The following is a 19,100-nucleotide window of genomic DNA, read 5'->3' as shown; positions in this document are numbered from 1 at the left end:
AATGCCTTTAAATACCTTAAGTATTAGACTCGACCAGAAGCTTTTCCCTATTGGCATGCGCAGGTATCAGGATGAAACCCACGAAAAACGACGTAACAGATCTCGACAGCGAAGCCGCCCGCCGCGCCCTCGACTATTACCTCAACCCCAACCCCACCCGCCCCAGCGAGCACAACAAGATCTGGACCCTGCATGAAGGGGTCGGCAACGAACAGGCACAGGAACACGCCATTTCCCTGCTGCGCTGCGCCGCCGCCACGGCCCACGAAACCGCCATTCATCAGGAAGGCAGCACGCGCGAGCTGATCTTGACGCTGATGCACATGATGGACATGGCCAGGGCGCTGCTGGAGCACAAGCACACGGTAAATAGCGGGCTGTAGAGGGATAACGGAAGGGAGAAACGTGAGGCTGGGTACCGGCAAGGGCGCCGGGTACCGCAACGAGGAAGCGCATCGGTAAAAGTTTTTTACCGAATAAATGAAAATTCATTTGACTGGCAAATGATAACGATTATTATTGCACTCAGCTGATCGCGAGATCTGCTGGATAACCCGGAGCTTAGGTCGCTCCAGATTATCTCCTCATCAGGCTAATCACGGTTTTTGACCCGGCTTTTTGCCGGGTCTTTTTTTTTGGCTCTTCAGGCTAATGAAGATCGTTGATGGCCGCCATGATAGCAAAAGTGTGTCAGAGCGTGAACGCTCATTACAAAACTTTGCGGAATCAGCACTTGAGAATCAATCTCGTTTCGCCTACTCTGGTGGCGCGTCACGGATGATGCCCCCCATCCCCACCTTCTTGAGCAAGGAGCTGTCCATGAGCCGTCTGCTGCTGCCCCTTGAGCACCCCGCGGCCGAGCCGGCTGCCGACGATGTGCTGCTGCATGGCCTCAAGCGCTTGCCCCGGCGCGTGCAGCAAGTGTTCCTGCTCAACCGCCTCGACAACCTCGACTTCGCCAGCATCGCCGCCCGCCTCGGCCTGCCCTTGCTGAGCATCGAGCGGCACATGAACCAGGCCTTGCAGACCACCCGCCCACACGGCGATGCGGTGGCCAGCATCGCTGCGCAATGGTATGTGCGCCTGCAAAGCCCTGAAGCGACCTCCTGCGAACGCATCGATTTTCGCCGCTGGCTCGATGCCGAGCCGGCGCACCTGCAAGCCTTCCATGACACCGAACTGCGCTGGCGCAGCCTGCTCGCCCCTGCGCGCGAGCTGGGGTACGACGGCTGGTACCGGCAAGGGCGCGCGGCGATATCGTTGGGTGGCTGCTCGTTGGCCGTAGGCCTGGGCGTAGCGGCGGTGTTGCTGTTCGGTTACTGGGCCTGACAATAGTCATGCCCACTGCGCGATAGCAGAGCCAGGCGTAGCATCCGATGCAACTAGCTTCCACCCGCCAGATGCAGAGCCATCGCGCCACCAAACCCACGAACTGCAACACCGAGACAGCCTCACCACTCCACCATGCCAACAGCGTGGTGAACACTCCATACGAAGTCACCAACGGTGCCACGATCGAAGTTCTGCCTGAAAAAAAAGCGGAAGAGATAGCAAGTGCGCCCGCGATGGTGGATAAGCCCGCGAGAACACTCAAGACCAGATAAATCAGATCCGTTTCGCGCAGAAAGCTGAAGCCCTCCACAGAAACTGCAATCATGGAAGTCAGCACCAGCAACCCTATCAGTTGCCCTAGCAATACAGATTGCCGAACGCCGAAAGCCCTGGCGCTTCTGCCAACCAGATAATCAGTCACCCCCCAGCAAAGCGCGGCCATGAGGCCCATCACGATATCCAAAACCATGCCCTTCTTGTTCTTGTTGATCCGTTCTCTGCCGATCACTCGACAAATACCTACGACACCTTGATTGGTGCACGTGCAAGGTGATTAAGATCAACGCAAAAGAGCCGCTCAACAGGAAGGAGCCAATGGGTGAGCAAGACCGTCAAATTCGGATACATCTGACAACAAACCTTCTAAATACCCTACACAGCATCGGGTCGTTAGAAGCCCGGTGAAGGTCAATCGTTTTCAAGGTCCACAACCCATCAGCTAGGTGTACAGTACCCCCACAACAAATCCCAAGGAGCCCGCCAATGACCGTGACGCTGTCCCCCCTGCAGATCGACTGCGACTTCGACTCCGGCAACATCCAGGTCGTGGACGCCAGCAACCCGTCCAACGTGCACCTGGCCATTCGCCCGGACACCCACAGCGGCCACTTCCAGTGGTTCCACTTCAAGGTCAGCGGCCTGACTCCCGGCCAGGCCCACCGCTTCAGCCTGGGCAACGCCAGCGAGTCTTCTTACAAGAACGCCTGGGCCGGCTACAACGCCGTGGCTTCCTACGACCAGCACACCTGGTTCCGCGTACCCAGCCAGTTCGATGGCAAGGCCTTGTCGTTCGAGCTCAAGGCTGAGCACGAGCAGGCCTGGTTCGCCTACTTCGAACCTTACCCCCGCGCGCGCCACAACCAGCTGATCGAGCGGGCGCAGCAGATTCCGGGCGTCGAGCTGCTGGCTCACGGGCGCAGCGTGCAGGGCCGCGATATCCCGCTGCTGCGCGCCGGCAACGGCGCGGCAGGCAAGCGCAAGCTGTGGCTGATTGCCCAGCAGCACCCCGGCGAGCACATGGCCGAATGGTTCATGGAGGGGGTGATCGATCGGCTTCAAAGCAATGATGCGACGGTGCAGGCGCTGCTGGCCAAAGCCGACCTGTACCTGATCCCGAACATGAACCCCGATGGCGCCTTCCTCGGCCACCTGCGCACCAACTTCAAGGGCAAGGACCTCAACCGTGCCTGGCAGGACGCCAGTGTCGAGGCGACCCCGGAGGTGTTCTTCGCCCAGGCGCAGATGAAGCAGTACGGGGTGGATGCGTTCATCGATGTGCATGGCGATGAGGAAATCCCCCATGTGTTCACCGCCGCCTGCGAGGGCAACCCGGGGTACACGCCGCGCCTGGCCAAGCTGGAAGAGCAGTTTCGCAGCACCTTGTGCAGCGTTACGGCGGACTTCCAGACCCAACATGGCTACACCCGCGATGAGCCGGGGCAGGCCAACACGACGCTGGCGTGCAACGCGGTGGGCATGGCGCATGACTGCCTGTCGCTGACCCTGGAGATGCCGTTCAAGGACCATGACGATGCGCCCAACCCGGTTACCGGCTGGTCGGGGGAGCGGTCGAAGGCGTTGGCAGGGGCGGTGCTGCAGACCCTTTTGCAGATGGTCGACGATTTGCGTTGAGGCTACTGGCCTCATCGCCGGCAAGCCGGCTCCCACTGAAGACCTGCGATGTACCTGTGGGAGCCGGCTTGCCGGCGATGAAGGCTGCGCGAGATATCGGCTCAGAACTGCACATCCAGCACCACCGTGTCGGTATAGCTCGCCGCCGGCGGCGTGCCCTGGTCGGTATAGACCTTGGCGTTGTAGTTGAACACCTGGCTGCCGGTGCCGGTGCCCAAACCCGGGTTCACATCGGCATCGCTGCTGGCCCGCCGCGCCGTGCTCACCGAGCCCCAGCGCGTGGTGCCGGCGCTCTTGAAGATGTCGTAGGCCAGGTAATTGCTGGCACTGGACTTCATCCTGCGGCGCCCGCCCGACACATTCTGCCCATCATCCAGCCCCACCGTGTAGGCACTGCCCTTGGTGCACGACAGGCTCACGCTCTGGTTCACGGTACCGAACCCGGCCACCACCGGCGCGCTGCCGAAACTGATGTTGGGCGTGGTGATCTGGCAGTCGTTGCTCACCGTCAGGCTGACGTTGAGGGTCTGATTGCCGGAGCCGATATCACGGCCCAGGCAGACGTTGCCGATGCCAATCCCCGAACAGTAATTCCAGCTCCAGGCGACAGTCAGCGCTTCCCTGTACACGCCCGCCGCCACATTGCTGCCGACCTGGGTGCGCAAGTACAGCGGCACGGTCTTGGGCGTGGAGCTGCCCAGCAGGCCGAGCAGGTCGATGATGCCATTGCGCGCCAGGTCGAACTGCACGTTGCGGGCGATCGGGTAGTTGGTGCTGTTGTCGGCGTACAGGGTGTAGCCGATGACATCGCCCGTCGGCCCCACCAGGCCACCCGTGCTGGAGCTGATGGTGAGCCAGACATGGTCGGAGGAAGTGAGCAGGCTCAGCAGCGAGCCGGTGCATTGCAACCCCGCATTGGTGGTGGAAGCGTTTTGTATGGTAGTGCGAACTGCAGTCGAGTTGACGGTACCTAACGCGATCGGGCTGGTCGTCACAACCGAGCATGCCGCCCAGGCGGAACCTGCCGACAGCAGCACAAGGCCGCCCAGCACAGATCGCACAAGCCTGTTCATCGGCACTCCAGCGGGCCGATCAAGGGAATCGAGCCCTGCCCCGGCGGCAAATCAAATTCGACCTGGCACTGCCCGCCCCCTTCGATCGCGACCTGCAGGCTGTTATGCGCCGACAGGTTCTCCAGGTACACCAGGCCATCCCAGCCCACCACGGCCTGGCTGCCGCTTTGCTGGTGGGTCACCTTGCTGCCCAGCTTCAGCGGCTGGCGGCTGCCGTCCACCAGTTCGATGCTGGCCGCCAGCACGCGCTTGAGCGGGAACTCCAGCAAGTAACCGCTGCCACGGCGCACGGCCACGCGCTGCTCCACCTCGGGGGCCAGTACATCGGGCGGCAGGTCCATCGGGTCGATCTCGTACTTGCCGCGGTAGTAGCCGCTGCTGTAGGGCACCAGCAGATGCCCGCGCTGGTCGGTGCGGCCGATTTCCTGGTTCTCGTAACGCACCGGCACATCGGCATAGCCGTCGGTACTCACCACCACGAAGGCATCGTCGATGCGGTTGGCGGCGAACACGCCGGCATCCATCCACACCAGCGAGCCGCTGGCATCGGCCCAACGGGTCATCTCGCCGCTGCTGCCGTATACCCCGGCCTGCAACTGCACCGACTGCAGGCGCCAGGTGACGTCGGCCTGGCGGTAGTCGGCGCGGTGGCTGCCGGTGGCGTAGCCGAGGTTGTAGCCCACGCCGGTGCCCACCGGCACCGCGCGGCTGTAGTTGACCCGCTGCAGGTCTTCGCCATCCTTGCTGCGCTCCAGCCCCACCGCCAGGGTGCCGTTGAAGTCGAACGGGATCACCAGTTGCGCCTGCACCGCCCACTGGCTGTCGCCGACTTCACGGTTGGCCGACAGGTAGACGCTGCTGTTGCCCCACAGCGGCTTGCTCCAGCTCAGGTTGACCAGCCGGGTGCGCGTGCCGTCACCGGCGCGCACGTCGAAATAGCCGGCCCCGAGGCTGCCGTACTGGTCGAGGTTCAGGCTCAGGGTGACCTGCTCGCTGCGCTGGCTCAGCTGCATCTCGGGGGTGTCGACGCGGCTGAGGTCGGCATACTCGCCATGGCGCTGCAGGCGCTGGTAGCTGAAGCCGATGCGCTGGCTGTTGTACTGGTAGCCCAGGGCAACCTGGTGGCCCTTGTCACCGTCGAACTGGCTCTGCGCCAATGCCGCGTTGAGCACGCCGAAATTGCCCAGGCGCATGTTGCCGCCCAGGCCGCCGAGCAACAGCGATTCGGCGCTTTCGAGGTGGCTTTCCAGGGTGAAGAAATCACTGATGCCGTGGCGCAGGCTGGCCGAGGCGACGCCGGGCCCGTAGCTGAAGTCCTCCACCGCGTAGTCGCGGCGCAGGCTGCCGGCGGCCAGCGAGAAGTCCGACAGGCCTTTTTGCAGCAGGCTGCTGGTGACATAGAACGGCAAGGTGGTGGACACCTGGCGGCCGAGGGCATCGGTGGTCACCACCACCGCTTCGCCGGCGCCGTTGATGAACGGCACGTTGGTCAGGGTGTAGGGCCCAGGTTGCAGCTCGGTGGTGCTGGACTTGTAGCCGTTGATGAACAGGTCCAGCGAGGTCGGCACCGCCGCTTCGCCGGCGAACGCGGGCAGCGGGTAGGTGACCAGGTCCGGGCGCGCGGCAAAATCCCGCGACAGCTGCAGGCCACCGACGCGCACCGAACTGGTCCAGGGCAAGGCACCGGTGACGAAGTCGCCGGCTTCATAGGTCAGCAGGCGCTGTTCGTCGGTGAAGCGCCAGGTGCTGTCGTAACGCAGGAAGCCCTGGCGGCTGTCATCACCCGGCGCGCCGTTGAACGACTGGCGCCACTGGCCGGTGCTGGCGAAGGTGCCCCAGCTGTCGAACAGCCGCAGCTCGTTCCAGGCCGCCAGGTAGGTGCCGCCGTCGTCGGTGTCGTTGAGGTACAGGTCATAGTTGAACAAGGCCCCGAAGCTGCTGCGCGCCTCGCTGGGCGGGTACAGGTTGCGATCGCCCACCTGCTGGTCCGGCAGCCAGGCCGGGGGCACCTGCAGCAGCAGGCGCTGGTTGGGGCTGTCGTAGTCGCTGTGCAGGCCCGCCACGCTATCGAGTGCGACTTCGCCCTGGGGGTCGCCCGGCAGCTTGATACCGGCGGCGCGCAGCACCTCGCTGCCCAGGTACAGGCGCCCGGCCCGTTGCTGCACGGGCACCAGTTCAGCCTTGGGCATCTGGTTCACCAGCAGGTCCAGGTACAGCGTGGCGTCGGCCACCGCGGCGGCCTCGGTGGGCGGCGGCGGCAGGTCGTCGGCCAGCGCCAGGCCCGGGCCGAACAGGGCCAGGCCAAGGCAACACCGGGTGGCCCGTGACCACCATTTCACGCACGGATTCCGACCATTGCTGGGTCCTCCCTGGGCCCTCATTGGGTAACCGGCTCATCACTCCTGGCGGATCGCTTCGGCCACGTCCTGGCCGTTGACCCTCCCCTTGAGCCCTGTCGCTGGCACCGGCGCCGGCCAGCGCATGCTGGCGCCGGGCAGCACATAGCCGAGCAGCCCTTCGGCCAATGGCCGGGCCTGGCCACCCTGCTGCACCACCACGTCGGTCAGGCGGGCGTGCACCGGGCCGGTGTTGCGCAACTCGACATAAGGCTTGCCCTGCACCGTGACCGGGCGCCAGCTCAACTGCGGCTTGCCCACGCCACTGGCGCTGCGCTTGCCCTCCGGGTCCGGCTTGCCCCACAGGCCCTCGCCATACACGAACAGCGGCACCGAGTAGCGCATCTGCAGGCGGATGGCGGCGCTGGCACCCTGGCTATTGGTATCGGCCGGCAGCGGCGAGGGGATTTCATCGATGATGATGCGGTAGGCCTGCTCCTGGCCGGCGGGCGAGTTGCCGGTGCGGGTCAGGCGGATGAGCTGCTTCTGCCCGGGGGCAATGTTGGCCACCGGCGGGCTGCCGATGATCTCGCGCTGGGCCTGGAATTGCTCCTGGTAATCGCCCTGGCGCCAGGCGAACACCCGCACCTGCAGGCTGGCCGGCGCACTGCCGCGGTTTTCCAGCCACAAGGCACCGGCCTTCTGGTCAGCTTCCAGCACCGGGTCGATGGGCCAGATCAGCACCGAGGTGGCCGCCCCCGCGGGCACGCTCGCCAACAGCAACAACCCGATCAACCCCTGCGCCCACTTCGCGCCTGCCCGCATGCCGCTCTCCTTGGTTGCTTGTCTGGGGTGGCGGTGCCATCACCAGCTCACCGTCACTTGCACTACGTCGGTATAGGTCCCGGCCGGCAGGGTGCCGGTCAGCTGCGTGCGGCCATAGACCGGCAGCTTGATCGCCGTCGGGTCGCTGTAGCTCACCACCAAGCTCTGGCCAATGCCCAGGGCCTGGCTGAAGGCCGCATCGCGAAAAAGCTGGTAGGCCAGCACTTGCGTGCCGCCGCTGCGCTTGAGGTAACGCGTGTTGCTGGCGCTGTTCTGGCCCCCGTCCAGGCTCATGCTCAGGCTTACCCCGGGGGTGCACTGGAAGGTCACCGTGGTGCCGCCCAGGGCCGTGCTCAGGGCCGAGGTGGCCAGCGCCGACTGGGTGCCGAAGTCGAGCACGCCATAGCTGGTCACGCCGCCGCCCACCAGGCAGCCGGCGACAACCTGCGCGCTCACCTGGAAGCTGCTGGTGGTCGCCGCATCCAGCGGCGTCGCCAGCGCCAGGCCCAGCCCCGTCAGGCAGCCACCCAACCAGGCGTTCATGGCCGCGGCTCAGAACGACAGCTCGACAGCCACCGTGTCGGTGTACACCCCCGCCGGCAGGCCGGCCTTGCCGCGGGCCTGGCCGTACAGGTTGACGGTCTGCGCCACGCCGGTACTGGTCGGCAGGGTGATGGTGCCGTCGATGGCCAGCAGCTGGGAGTGCCCGGCGTCGGTGTAGAAGTCATACGGCACGAAGTTGCCGGCACCGTCGGCAAGCGCCCGGGTGCCACCGGGCGACTGGCCATCGTGGGTGCCCGCGCGCACGCGGATCGCCGGCACCGTGCCGGCAGAGCAGAGGATGCTCATGGCCCCGCCGCCACCGCCCAGCACCTGGCCGTTGGCGGTGGTGAACAGAGCGTCCTGGGTGCCGAAGTTGAGGGCACCGAAGTTCAGCCCCGAGGTGCCGCCGCTGCCATTGACCTGGCAGGCGGAGATCAGCGTCAGGGTGGAACTGATGGTGCCGGTCACCGTGGCGGCTTGCGCGTGGGCGGCCATGGCCAGGCCAAGGCCGGCGAGGATGCAATGGGTCAGGTTCGTTCGCATCGGGGTCTCCTTGCGGTTGTTACCAGTCCAGGGTCACTCTCAAGGTGTCGCGGTACAGCCCGGCAGGCAGCGCGCGCGGTTGCGCCACCACTACGCCGTAGATCGGGATCGGAATCTGCTCGCTGCTGCTGATGGTGAAGGCACGGGCCTGGCCGATGCCGTAGCGGCTGTTGCCGCCGGGGTCCACAGCCAACTGATAAGGGATGGTTTCGCGCCCGTTGCTCAGGCGCCGCACGCCATCGCTGCCGTTCATGCCGCCGTTGATGCGCACATTGAAGGCCCTGACCTGGGGCGTGCAGCTGATCTGCAGGCTGCCCTCGCCGCCGGCTTCGTCGACCCGGCTGCGCAATGGCCGGTCCCAGTTCGGGCCGCGGTCACCAAAATCCATCAAGCCGGGGTTGCCCAGGGTGGCCGGCGGCTGGTCGCCGCTGTTGATCTGGCAGGCGGCGCTGATCACCAGGCGGGCCTGGATGAAGCCGGTGGTGGTGCCATGCACGGTGCCGGCCGGCAACAGCAGCGGGCCCAGGCTGAGCAACAGCAATGAGGTGCGGTTCATGGCGTGACGTCCTTGTGCATGGCGGCCTCGCTACCAGGTGACCGTGACTTTGAGCAGGTCGGCGTACTGCCCGGCGCGGGGCACCCAGGCCAGTTTGTCGATCCGCGCATAAAGCGGCAGCTCGACCGTGCCGCTGTCCGGCACCCGCGCCGCGTGGGCCTCGCCGACCACCACCGGGTCGCGCCAGGCCGGGTCGCGGTAGAGGCGATAGGGAATCGGCCGGGCCTTGGCATCGTCGCTGGCCAGGAAGCGCAATTCGCCGACGCCGCCGTGCTGGCCACCGTCGATGCGTACCTGGTACGGCGTGTCGGGGTTGCATTCCAGGCGCGGCGGGCGGCGGTTGAGCAGCACGCCGCTGAGCGGGGCGTCAGGGCCATCCAGGCGCGCCGCCAGCCCCAGGTCGATCTGCCCCAGGGCCTGCGCACCGGCGTCGCGCTGCTGGCCGACCAGCATGCAGCCACGCTGCACCTGCACGCGCACCTCCACGAGAAAGTCCGTCGCCCCCGCCAGGCCACTCAACGAAAGGCCCAACAGCGCGGCCAGAAAGCGTTCCGTCACGGCGTGTTCCTTGCTCTTTTCTTCTGCATTTGAGCGTAGCAGCCACGGGAAAAACCCTTACTGGCTGGGTGCCATTCTTTGGTGCTAGCGATAAAGAATGAACGGCAGCGAACATTTTTCCGTTCGGCAGCGAACCCCTGCCCTTCCTGCGCCTCCAATGGCCATGGGCCGGCAGAGCGGCGCACATTCTGGTACGGTGCAGCTCGGGCCGCCGGCCAGTATCAATCGCATGCGCCAGGCATGGACGAACATGACAGGAGCGTATTCATTGAGCACCGCAGACAAGCTACTTGCCCAAGCCGTGGAACGCTGCGCCCAGGAACCCATCCAGGTACCGGGCAGCATCCAGCCACAGGGCTTCATGCTGGTGCTGGACGAACCGGGCTTGCGCATCCTCCAGGCCAGCGAAAACGCCGAGCGTTGGCTGGGCGTGGCGGCGCAGGCGCTGATCGGCTGCAGCTTCGCCCAGGTGGTCAGCGCCAGCTTCGACCTGCGCGCGCAGTTGCAGCGCCTGCCCGTCGAACAGGTATTCCCCTTTCACCTGGGCGATGTGCGCCTGCGCCCCGACGCCCCGTTCAGCGACAAGCTGCGCCTGCTGGCCCACCGCCACGACCAGGTGCTGATCGTCGAATTCGAACCCCTGAGCCTGCCCGCCGAGCTCGCCGACCACGGCGACTACTACCCGCTGGTGCGCGAGTTCGTCGGCAACCTTAACGGCGCTGGCGACCTGCAGGCGCTGTTGCAGCAGACCGTGCAGCAACTCAAGCGCATCACCGGTTTTGGCCGGGTCAAGGCCTACCGCTTCGATGCCGAGGGCAACGGCCAGGTGCTGGCCGAGGTCGCCGACGACGGCTACCCGTGCTACCTGGGCCTGTGCTTCCCGGCCTCCGACATCCCGCGCCAGGCCCGCGAGCTGTACCGGGTCAACCGCATCCGGGTGATCGAGGACGCCAACTACCAGGCCTCGCCGCTGCTGCCTGCGCTCAACCCGCGCACCGGCAAGCCGCTGGACATGAGCTTCGCCGCCTTGCGCAGCGTGTCGCCGGTGCACCTGCAGTACATGCGCAACATGGGCACCCTGGCCTCGATGTCGCTGTCGATCGTGGTCGATGGCCAGCTCTGGGGCCTGGTGTCGTGCCACCACGCGCAACCGCGCGCGGTCGACCTGCGCACCCGCACCGCCTGCGAGCTGCTGGCCAGCGTGCTGTCGCTGCAGATCGAGTCGCGCGAATCCCACGCCAACACCCGCCAGTTGCTCGACCTGCGCCAGCACATCGTGCGGATGATTTCCGCCATGGCCGACCACGACAGTGTCAGCGACGGCCTGCGCGCCCTGCCCCAGGTGCTGCTGGATTTTGCCGGCGCCAGCGGCGCCGCGGTGATCTCCGCCGAGCGCTGCGACCTGTTCGGCCTGACGCCGCCCGCCGCCCAGGTCAATGCGCTGGTCGACTGGCTGGCCCGGCGCGGCGGTGAAACGGTGTTCCACAGCGATAACGTGCGCCGCGACATCGACGAGCTGCCCGAACTGGCCGCACATGCCGGCGGCGTGCTGGCGGTGGCGATCTCGCAGATCCACTCGCACTACCTGCTGTGGTTCCGCCCCGAGCAGCTGCGCACGGTGCACTGGGCCGGGCGGCCCGACAAGCAGATCGGCCCGCAGGGTGCGCTCAACCCGCGGCACAGCTTCGAGCACTGGCAGGAACAGGTCGGCGGCTACTGCCAGGCGTGGGACCCGCTGATCATCGAAGGCGTGCAGGAACTGCGCAGCGCCGTGCTCGGCATCGTCTTGCGCAAGGCCGAGGAGCTGGCGCAGCTGACCAATGAGCTGCGCCACTCGAACAAGGAGCTTGAGGCGTTTTCCTATAGCGTGTCCCACGACCTTCGCGCGCCGCTGCGGCACATTGCCGGCTACACCGAGCTGCTCAGCGAGATCGAAGGCCAGGGCATGAGCGAACGCGGCCGGCGCTTCCTTGCGCACATCGAGGAGGCCGCCCGTTTCGCCGGCAGCCTGGTGGACAACCTGCTGAACTTCTCGCAGATGGGCCGCTCGGCCCTGCGCCTGTCGGATGTCGACCTCAATGCCCTGGTCGACGCCATTCGCCAGGACCTGGCGCCAGACTACGCAGGCCGCGAGGTGGTCTGGGCCATCGAGGCGCTGCCCAAGGTGCACGGCGACCCGGCGTTCATCAACCTGGCCCTGCACAACCTGATCGCCAATGCCCTGAAGTACACCCGCGAGCGCACCCCGGCGCGCATCGAGATCGGCGCGCGCGAGCACAAGGGCGAAATCGAGGTCTATATTCGCGATAATGGCGTGGGCTTCGACATGGCCTACGCCAACAAACTGTTCGGCGTGTTCCAGCGCCTGCACCGCATGGAAGACTTCGAAGGCACCGGGATCGGCCTTGCCAGCGTGCGCCGGATCATCGAGCGCCACGACGGCCGGGTCTGGGCCGAAGGCCAGGTCGGCCAGGGCGCGTGTTTCCATTTCACCCTTCCCCGTCATCCCGAAACAAACTGAGGCACCCGTACCATCATGCTCAAGCCCATCCTGCTGGTAGAAGACAACCCCCGGGACCTGGAACTCACGCTCCTGGCCTTGGAGCGCAGCCAGTTGGTCAACGAAGTCATCGTCCTGCGTGACGGTGCCGAAGCGCTCGACTACCTGCTGCGCCGCAACAGCTATGCCGACCGCGACGACGGCAACCCCGCCGTGCTCCTGCTGGACCTGAAACTGCCCAAGGTCGACGGCCTGGAAGTGCTCAGGGAAGTGCGCGCCACCGCCGAGCTGCGCAGCATCCCCACGGTGATGCTGACCTCCTCGCGCGAGGAGCCGGACCTGGAGCGCGCCTACGAACTGGGCGTCAATGCCTACGTGGTCAAGCCTGTGGAGTTCAAGGAGTTCGTCGCCGCCATCTCCGACCTCGGGGTGTTCTGGGCGGTGCTCAACGAACCACCACCCGGATCCCTGCGCCTGAACCGGCGCGGCAGCAACTGAGGCCATTGCGAAGATGCTGCCAACGCCGCTGAAGCTGTTGATGGTCGAAGACAGTTCGATGGACGCCGAACTGACCCTGCTGAGCCTGGAGCGCAGCGGGTTGCAGATCCGCTCGCGGCTGGTGTTCGACCACCAGGCCGCCGAGCATGCCCTGCTCGAAAGCCGCTACGACCTGATCCTCTGCGACTGCGTGCTGCCAGGCTCGTCCGGCACCGATGTACTGGCCATTGCCCAGCGCCTGGCCCCGGACACGCCGTTCATCTTCCTTTCCGGCATCTACGGCGAAGAGCACGCGGTGGAGATGATCCGCCTGGGTGCCACCGACTATGTGCTGAAGAAAAACCTGCCGCTGCTGCCCAAGGCCGTGCGCCGCGCCCTGACCGAGGTGCAGGAGCGCCAGCGGCGGCGGCGCGCCGAAGAGGCGCTGGCCGATGTCGAGGCGCGCGCGCGCATCGCCATCGATGCCGCCGGCATGGGCACCTGGGACCTGCGCCCGCAGGAAAACCTGCTGATCTGGGACGACCGCTGCAAGACCCTGTTCGGCCTGCCGGTGGACACCGAGATGACCCTGGCGGTGTTCTACGCCGGCATCTACCCGGACGACCTGGCGCGGGTGCGCAACGCCGTCGAGCAGGCCATGCGCCCGGACAGCGACGGCCTGTACCGCGTCGAGTTTCGCATCGCCCAGCCGCGGGGCCTGGAGCCGCGCTGGTTGCTCAGCAGCGGCCAGTGCCAGTTCGTCGATGGCCAGTGCACGCGGTTTTCCGGCGTGCTGCAGGACATCCACACCCAGCGCCTGGCGACCCAGGCGCTCAAGCAGCTCAACGAGATGCTCGGCGAGCGGGTCGAGCGCCGCACCCGTGAGCGCGACCGCGCCTGGGAGCTGTCACAGGACTTGCTCGCGGTGCTCAACAAGGACCTCACCCCGGTCGCCCTCAACCCGGCCTGGGAAGCCAGCCTGGGCTTCTCGCGCGAGCGCCTGAGCCAGGCCTCGCTGTTGCAGCTGCTGCCCGAACCCGACCAGGAATCGCTGCTGGCCGAACTGGCCGCGCTCGCCCACGGCCGCACCAGCGCCCGCTTCGTCGGCCGCATCCGCCATGCCAGCGGCCAGCTGCGCTGGCTGTCGTGGGTGGTGGTGCCGGAAGACACCTTGCTTTATGTGGTGGCCCGCGACATCACCAGCGAGCGGGAAACCGCCCTGGGCCTGGCCGAGGCCAACGACCGCCTGCGCGAGCAGATTACCGAGCGCGAGCGTATCGAGGCCGCCCTGCAGCAGATGCAGCGCCTGGAAGCGGTAGGCCAGCTCACCGCAGGCGTGGCCCACGACTTCAACAACCTGCTGACGGTGATTCTCACCGGCTCCAGCTTCCTCGAGCGTGACCTGGCCAAGGGCGATGTGGCCAAGGCCCGCTCGCGCCTCACCCACATCCGCGAAGCCGGCGAGCGCGGCGCCAAGCTGACCTCGCAACTGCTCGCCTTCTCCCGGCGCCAGCGCTTGGAGCCGGTGCCGCTGAATCTCAACCGCACCTTGGGCGGCCTTGAAGAGCTGCTGCGCCGCACCCTGGGCGGCAACATTTCGGTGCGCCTGGACCTGGACCACAGCCTGTGGCAGGCGCTGACCGACCCGACCCAGACGGAAATGATCATCCTCAACCTGGCGATCAACGCCCGCGATGCCATGCCCGAGGGCGGCCAGCTCACCCTGTCGACCCGCAACACACGGATCAAGGCCCGCGCGCAGCGCCCGGAAGACCCCGAGCCTGGCGAATACGTGATGCTGAGCATCCGCGACACCGGCTGTGGCATGAGCGAGGACGTGCTGGCCAAGGTGTTCGAGCCGTTCTTCACCACCAAGGACATCGGCAAGGGCTCGGGCCTGGGCCTGGCCCAGGTGTTCGGCTTCGCCAAGCAGTCCGGTGGCGGCGTGCGCATCGACACCGAGCCAGGCCATGGCACCCAGGTGGCGGTGTACCTGCCGGCGGTGAAGGGCCAGGAGGCCTGCGAGCCGGTTGCCCCGGTGCTGGACCAGGCCAATGGCGACAGTGGCCGCGACCGCACGGTGCTGCTGGTGGACGACGACCACCTGGTGCGCGACCTGCTCGGCGATGTGCTGCGCCAGTATGGCTACCAGGTGCGCCAGGCCCACAACGGCGAACAGGCGCTGGCCTTGCTCGATGAAGGCATCGACCTGTTGCTCACCGACTTCGCCATGCCCGAGTTCAACGGCGCGCAGCTGGCCGTGGCCGCGCGCGAACGGCACCCGCGCTTGCCAGTGGTGTTTCTCACCGGCTATGCCGAGTTGCAGGGGCTGGACCTGCCGGGCAGCCTGGTGCTGCAGAAACCGGTACAGGCCGAGGAGCTGGCGCGGGTGCTGGATGAGCTGCTGAGGGTCAACCGGTAGGCTGCACTGCCCCCCATCGCCGGCAAGCCGGCTCCCACAAAGCAGCGCTGTAACCTCTGTGGGAGCCGGCTTGCCGGCGATGAGGCCAGCCCAAACGCCAGAAACGCGAAAACCCAGCGCCGACGTCATCTGCACTGAGTAAGAAACAAGTATTGAGAAAATGGCAGGGGCGGCTGGATTCGAACCAACGCATGGCAGGATCAAAACCTGCTGCCTTACCGCTTGGCGACGCCCCTGTATCGGATGCAGCTGATGCTGCTCTGACAATTCCAACGAGGTGACAACTGGGTTGTTGTCTTGGAATGCGCGGCACTTTAACAACATTCTTTTAACCTGTGAACCCCCTGACGTAAAAAAAATGCTTTAAAACAGCAAGTTAGTGTTCGCCTGCCGATTTCTGGGCATCCCGGCCAACCATCCGTCGTTTTTCCGCTGCCTTGCGCCAACACAATCGCATTCCACCTTTCCAATCAGGTAAGCGAACTGCAATTACCAAGGAAGCCCCCGATGCCTGTTTCCCACGACCTATACCAGGACTTGCACTACCCTCGCGAGATCGTCCAGCAACGCCGCCAGCAGGACCAGGCCCTCGACCGCCTGCTCGACGAGTACATGGACATCGACAACCAGGTGCTGGCTGCCGAATCCATCTCCGCAGGCAACTTCCAGGACGACGACCTGCGCCAGCTCAAGGAACGTCGCCTGACCGTCAAGTACATGATCGAGCGCCAACTGGAACGCAAGGCCTGACCTATCGCGCCAGGCGATCAATCCGCGGCAGTTTTTCCATTGGTCAAATCCGCCCGCCTCGGGCAAGCTGCGGCCTGCCCGCCATTGCCCGAGGAGCTGCGTCTTGCCCGCCTGGATCCCTACCCCACTGCGCCAACTCGGCCAGCGCCTGCGCAGTGCGCCGCACGCCCAGGGCGAACTGCTCGGCTGGTTCGAAGACAAGGCGCACAGCCGCGGCTACGTACTCAGCGAAGGCCAGCGCCGGGTCATCCAATGCATGGCCGAGCAGCTGGCGGCCTTGCCGGACGGCCAGCCACGCAGCCTTTATCTGTACGGTTCGGTAGGCCGCGGCAAGAGCTGGCTGCTCGATGGCTTTTTCCAGGCCGTGCCGGTCGAAGCCAAGCAGCGCCTGCACTTTCATGACTTCTTTGCCCGCCTGCACCAGGGCATGCACCGCCACCGGCTGCTGGATGACGCGCTGGGGGCGACCCTCGACGAGCTGCTGGGCGACTGCCAGGTGCTGTGTTTCGATGAATTCCACGTGCATGACATTGGCGATGCCATGCTGCTCACGCGGCTGTTCAATGCATTGTTCGAGCGCGGCGTGTTGTTGCTGGTGACCTCCAACTACGCACCCGAGGGGCTGCTGCCCAACCCGCTGTATCACGAACGCTTCCTGCCGGTGATCCGCCTGATCAATGGCCGCATGCAGGTGCTGGAGGTGGCGGGCGATACCGATTTTCGCAGCCTGCCGGCCAACCGCGAGCACCAGCGTTTTACCCGCGGGCACTATGTATGGCCTGGCGATGCGGCGCAGCGCCTGGCGTTGAATGTGCCGGTTGGGCCGCCGGTGATGCTCGAGGTGAACAAGCGCCCCTTGCGCGCCCTGGCCGTGGATGGCCGGCGGGCGCTGTTCGCCTTTGACGACTTGTGCGAGAAGGCCACGGCGGTGATCGATTACCTGGTGCTGGCGGGGCAGTACGAGGAGTGGATCATCGAGGGGCTGGATGACCTGTCCGAATGCACGCTGGCGGCGCAGCAGCGTTTCGTCAACCTGGTGGACGTGCTGTATGACCAGGACCGGCACGTGACGGTGATCGGCCGGCGGCCGCTCGAGGACAGCCTGGGTGGGCCGCTGGCCGACCTGATGCGTACCCGCAGCCGGCTGGGGCAGTTGCATCGGGTCGGGCCTTAGCGCCCCATCGCCGGCAAGCCGGCTCCCACAGGGGGCAGCACAGGCTCAATGTAGGAGCCGGCTTGCCGGCGATGAAGCCAAAGCCTCACCCTGCCCTGGGCAAATCCGCCAGCACCCCCTCGATCTCCCCCAGCACCGCCGGATCATCCAGCGTCGACGGCGGCACATAGGCCTGCCCGTCGGCGATCTTGCGCAGCACTGCGCGCAGGATCTTCCCCGACCGGGTCTTGGGCAAGCGCTTGACCAGGCGCACCCGGTTGAAACACGCCAGCGGCCCGATCTCCTCGCGCACGCTGCCCACCAGCTCCACCAGCAACTGCGCCTCGGCGATGCCCTCGCCATCCTTGAGCACCACCAGCGCCAGCGGCACCTGCCCCTTGATCTCGTCGTGCACGCCAATCACCGCGCACTCGGCCACCGCCGGGTGGCGCGCCACCAGGTCCTCCATCTCGCCGGTGGACAGGCGATGGCCGGACACGTTAATCACGTCATCGGTACGGCCCATGATGTAGACGAAACCCTCGTCATCCAGGTAGCCGCCATCGCCGGTGTGGTAGTAGCCCGGGTAGGTGTGCAGGTACGCCTGCAGGTAACGTTCGTGGTCGCCCCACAGGGTCTGGCTGCAGCCTGGCGGCAGCGGCAGCGCGATGACGATGGCGCCCTGGTGATTCGGGCCGAGCAGGTGGCCGTCGTCGTCCAGTACCTGCACGTGGTAGCCCGGCACCGCCCGGTTGCTCGAGCCCGGGCGCGCCGCACTGCCTTCCAGGCCCACGCACGGTGCGGTGACCGGCCAGCCGGTCTCGGTCTGCCACCAGTGGTCGTGCACCGGCTTGCCGCTGACCCGCTGCAGCCATTCGTGGGTGCTGGAGTCGAGCTTCTCCCCAGCCAGGAACAGTTGGCGCAGCGAGCTCAGGTCGTGCCCGCGGATCAGTTCGCCCTCCGGGTCTTCCTTGCGGATTGCACGCATCGCGGTAGGCGCGCAGAACAAGGCATTGACCCGGTACTGCTCGACCACACGCCAATAAGCCGAGGCATCCGGGGTACGAATCGGCTTGCCCTCATAGAACACCGTGGTGCAGCCACTCATCAGCGGCCCGTAGACGATCAGCGAATGGCCCACCACCCAGCCGACATCGGAAATGCCCCACCACACATCGCCCGCCTGCATGCCATAGATGTGGCGCATGGCGTAACGCAGGGCGACCGCATTGCCGCCGTTTTCGCGCACGATGCCCTTGGGTTTGCCGGTGGTGCCGGAGGTGTACATGATGTACAGCGGGTCACCGGCCTCCAGCTCCACCGGGGCGACCGGCTGGGCATCCACCAGCGCTTCAGCCCAGTCCAGGTCACGCCCGGCCTGCAGCGTGGCACGGGCCTGGGGCCGCTGCAGCACCAGCACATGGCGGGGCTGGTGGCGGGCCAGTTGCAGGGCGCGGTCGACCAGCGGCTTGTACTCGATCACCCGCTCGAACTCCAGGCCACAGGACGCCGTGAGCAACAGCGTCGGCCGCGCATCGTCGATACGCAGGGCCAGCTCGTTGGCGGCAAAGCCGCCGAACACCACCGAATGCACCGCGCCGATCCGCGCGCAGGCCAGCATGGCCATGGCCGCCTGGGGCACCATGGGCATGTAGATGATCACCCCATCACCCTTACCCACCCCAAGCGCACGCAGCAGGCCGGCCAGGCGCGCCACCTGGTCATGCAGTTGCTGGTAGGTGAACGACTGCTGCAGGCCGGTGACGGGCGAGTCGTAGATCAGCGCCGTCTGCTCGCCACGGCCTTGCTCGATCTGGTGATCGAGGGCCAGGTAGCAACTGTTGAGGCGCCCATCGGCGAACCAGCGATGGGTGCCATCGGGGTTTTCCTGCAGGGCCAGGGAAGGTTTGCGGTACCAGGCCAGTTGGTCGGCCTGTTCGGCCCAGAAGCTGGCTGGGTCGGCGATGGAATGGTCGTAGCTGTGCTGGTAGCTCATGGTGACAAAACCCGGTACTTGTTGTTATTGAAGGGCGAACCTTGAGTATGGCCCGCCACGCCGGGCCCGCCATGGGACTAAAGTCACAACCCATATGCAGATTTGCAGCGCCGGCAACGGCGCCC

17 protein-coding genes and 1 tRNA gene are annotated in these 19,100 nt (G+C 65.9%); 9 read left to right on the top strand and 9 right to left on the bottom strand.

The genetic code is table 11. The features are described 5' to 3' along the window. Positions 1–71: 71 nt before the first annotated feature. The 4 genes from ACIPG5_RS01790 (at position 72) to ACIPG5_RS01775 (ending at position 3,243) form a co-directional block, all read left to right on the top strand. On the top strand, positions 72–383 hold the full coding sequence (locus ACIPG5_RS01790) for a DUF6124 family protein (protein ID WP_401373029.1): 312 nt from the start codon (positions 72–74) through the stop codon (positions 381–383). A 436-nt stretch (positions 384–819) separates the two neighbouring features. Beyond that, the gene (locus tag ACIPG5_RS01785) at positions 820–1,329 is read left to right on the top strand and encodes a DUF4880 domain-containing protein (protein ID WP_401373027.1); all 510 of its coding nucleotides are present in this window, start codon (positions 820–822) and stop codon (positions 1,327–1,329) included. Between the two features lie 47 nt (positions 1,330–1,376). Beyond that, entirely contained in the window at positions 1,377–1,604 is a 228-nt protein-coding gene (locus ACIPG5_RS01780) for a hypothetical protein (RefSeq protein ID WP_401373025.1), read from the top strand. 490 nt (positions 1,605–2,094) lie between these two features. Then, a complete protein-coding gene (locus ACIPG5_RS01775) occupies positions 2,095–3,243 on the top strand; it encodes a M14-type cytosolic carboxypeptidase (RefSeq protein WP_286915420.1) in 1,149 nt (382 codons plus the stop codon). Between the two features lie 101 nt (positions 3,244–3,344). Here ACIPG5_RS01775 and ACIPG5_RS01770 read toward each other — a convergent pair whose 3' ends face one another. The 7 genes from ACIPG5_RS01770 to ACIPG5_RS01740 are packed head-to-tail and all read right to left on the bottom strand — an operon-like array spanning position 3,345 to position 9,677. Then, positions 3,345–4,316 carry a spore coat U domain-containing protein gene (locus tag ACIPG5_RS01770; RefSeq protein ID WP_314614317.1) on the bottom strand — a complete coding sequence of 324 codons (972 nt, stop codon included), beginning with the start codon at positions 4,314–4,316 and terminating at the stop codon, positions 3,345–3,347. Further along, complete coding sequence (locus ACIPG5_RS01765) at positions 4,313–6,697, bottom strand: fimbria/pilus outer membrane usher protein (protein WP_401373022.1); 2,385 nt, start codon at positions 6,695–6,697, stop codon at positions 4,313–4,315. Before ACIPG5_RS01765 ends, ACIPG5_RS01770 begins: the two co-directional genes overlap by 4 nt. A gap of 15 nt (positions 6,698–6,712) precedes the next feature. Then, entirely contained in the window at positions 6,713–7,477 is a 765-nt protein-coding gene (locus tag ACIPG5_RS01760) for a molecular chaperone (RefSeq protein ID WP_401373020.1), read from the bottom strand. 39 nt (positions 7,478–7,516) lie between these two features. Beyond that, complete coding sequence (locus tag ACIPG5_RS01755) at positions 7,517–8,020, bottom strand: spore coat U domain-containing protein (protein ID WP_401373018.1); 504 nt, start codon at positions 8,018–8,020, stop codon at positions 7,517–7,519. A 9-nt stretch (positions 8,021–8,029) separates the two neighbouring features. Continuing rightward, positions 8,030–8,563, bottom strand: a complete 534-nt coding sequence (locus ACIPG5_RS01750; RefSeq protein WP_236235497.1) for a spore coat protein U domain-containing protein — start codon at positions 8,561–8,563, stop codon at positions 8,030–8,032. A 19-nt stretch (positions 8,564–8,582) separates the two neighbouring features. After that, positions 8,583–9,119, bottom strand: coding sequence for a spore coat U domain-containing protein (locus tag ACIPG5_RS01745; RefSeq protein WP_176515629.1), 537 nt, complete (start codon positions 9,117–9,119; stop codon positions 8,583–8,585). A 30-nt stretch (positions 9,120–9,149) separates the two neighbouring features. Next, positions 9,150–9,677 carry a spore coat U domain-containing protein gene (locus ACIPG5_RS01740; RefSeq protein ID WP_176515627.1) on the bottom strand — a complete coding sequence of 176 codons (528 nt, stop codon included), beginning with the start codon at positions 9,675–9,677 and terminating at the stop codon, positions 9,150–9,152. 250 nt (positions 9,678–9,927) lie between these two features. Between ACIPG5_RS01740 and ACIPG5_RS01735 the strand changes: the two genes are divergently transcribed. Genes ACIPG5_RS01735 through ACIPG5_RS01725 form a run of 3 tightly spaced genes read left to right on the top strand, consistent with a single transcriptional unit; the run spans position 9,928 to position 15,076 of the window. Continuing rightward, positions 9,928–12,198 (top strand): ATP-binding protein, encoded by a 2,271-nt coding sequence (locus tag ACIPG5_RS01735; protein ID WP_401373015.1) that lies wholly within the window; start codon positions 9,928–9,930, stop codon positions 12,196–12,198. Between the two features lie 15 nt (positions 12,199–12,213). After that, positions 12,214–12,675 carry a response regulator gene (locus ACIPG5_RS01730; protein ID WP_401373013.1) on the top strand — a complete coding sequence of 154 codons (462 nt, stop codon included), beginning with the start codon at positions 12,214–12,216 and terminating at the stop codon, positions 12,673–12,675. A 13-nt stretch (positions 12,676–12,688) separates the two neighbouring features. Then, positions 12,689–15,076, top strand: a complete 2,388-nt coding sequence (locus ACIPG5_RS01725; protein WP_176515621.1) for a response regulator — start codon at positions 12,689–12,691, stop codon at positions 15,074–15,076. A 161-nt stretch (positions 15,077–15,237) separates the two neighbouring features. Here the strand turns inward: ACIPG5_RS01725 and ACIPG5_RS01720 are convergent. After that, positions 15,238–15,312: transfer RNA gene (locus ACIPG5_RS01720), tRNA-Gln, on the bottom strand. A 271-nt stretch (positions 15,313–15,583) separates the two neighbouring features. Between ACIPG5_RS01720 and ACIPG5_RS01715 the strand changes: the two genes are divergently transcribed. Both ACIPG5_RS01715 and zapE read left to right on the top strand, forming a co-directional pair. Further along, positions 15,584–15,826 (top strand): hypothetical protein, encoded by a 243-nt coding sequence (locus ACIPG5_RS01715; protein ID WP_176515619.1) that lies wholly within the window; start codon positions 15,584–15,586, stop codon positions 15,824–15,826. A 103-nt stretch (positions 15,827–15,929) separates the two neighbouring features. Further along, on the top strand, positions 15,930–17,000 hold the full coding sequence (gene zapE / locus ACIPG5_RS01710; protein WP_286915428.1) for a cell division protein ZapE: 1,071 nt from the start codon (positions 15,930–15,932) through the stop codon (positions 16,998–17,000). Positions 17,001–17,085: 85 nt separating this feature from the next. Here the strand turns inward: zapE and ACIPG5_RS01705 are convergent, their stop codons facing one another. Continuing rightward, complete coding sequence (locus ACIPG5_RS01705; RefSeq protein ID WP_401373010.1) at positions 17,086–18,975, bottom strand: propionyl-CoA synthetase; 1,890 nt, start codon at positions 18,973–18,975, stop codon at positions 17,086–17,088. Between the last annotated feature and the right edge of the window lie 125 nt (positions 18,976–19,100).

This window comes from Pseudomonas sp. NPDC087029 (genome assembly GCF_044745345.1).
In the GTDB taxonomy this organism is placed as follows: Bacteria; Pseudomonadota; Gammaproteobacteria; order Pseudomonadales; family Pseudomonadaceae; genus Aquipseudomonas; species Aquipseudomonas faucium.
This window is presented reverse-complemented; position numbering and strand designations above follow the sequence as displayed.